The sequence below is a fragment of the Oleiphilus sp. HI0128 genome, from assembly GCF_001635365.1.
Genome location: NZ_LWGG01001129.1, coordinates 1 through 908, shown reverse-complemented (window position 1 = coordinate 908; position 908 = coordinate 1). Strand labels below are relative to the sequence as shown.

The following is a 908-nucleotide window of genomic DNA, read 5'->3' as shown; positions in this document are numbered from 1 at the left end:
CTGGTCTTAATCAAGTAAATCTGCAACATGCTCAGGGATCTCACGTGGTTCGCGGAAAATATCACTGACATGCACACCGTAAGTGCCCCGTTTTCGGTCTTCGAAAAACGTCTTCAAACTGCGTTTAACTGTTGGGAAAGCGATTTCATCCCAGGGGATATCTTGTTCGTCGAAGAGTTTTACTTCTAGGCTTTCTTGACCTGCAGCGTAGCTCTCCTGTTTTAGTTCAGCGAGAAAAAAGATATGTACCTGATCAATCTGCGGGACGCTGATCATAGTAAATAAGCCTTTTAGGTTTACCTTCGCTTCTGCTTCTTCCCAGGTCTCACGCATAGCGGCTTCTTCTGTCGTTTCCTGGTTTTCCATAAAACCCGCTGGCAGAGTCCAATAGCCTAAACGGGGTTCGATGGCGCGCTTGCATAATAATACCTTATCGCCCCAAGTGGGAATGGTGCCGGCAACAATATTCGGGTTCTGGTAATGGATATGTTCACAGCCTAAGCAGACGTAACGCTGTCGGTTATCATCTTCAGGAATCTTTTTCTCAACATCGTCGCCACAATGACTGCAGAATTTCATAGGTTTCTCACCAGTGATTTTTATTGAGGGGGCAGTATGCTAAAGTTTGGCTTAGTAAACAACTTGAGATCTTTATCTGAGTGAGCTTTTTTACTAGATCTGTCAACGAGCTCCTTATTCGCCACTTAAGTTTTGGAACCTCTAATCCCCAATGCAAATAATTAATTTACTGAGAGCGCGAATCGAGCAGCATCAGCCAAAAAATATTGTCGAAGAGTTACCCGAGGCAGGTATTCTAGTTCCCTTAACCCGCGAACCAGAGCCTCAGATTATTTTCACGCGCCGGGCGCAACATATGAATACACATAAAGGGCAGGTAGCCTTTCCGG

At 45.2% G+C, this 908-nt stretch carries 1 protein-coding gene; it reads right to left on the bottom strand.

From position 1 onward, the window contains the following. Positions 1-6: 6 nt before the first annotated feature. Positions 7-579 carry an NUDIX hydrolase gene (locus A3763_RS19210; RefSeq protein WP_068512534.1) on the bottom strand — a complete coding sequence of 191 codons (573 nt, stop codon included), beginning with the start codon at positions 577-579 and terminating at the stop codon, positions 7-9. Between the last annotated feature and the right edge of the window lie 329 nt (positions 580-908).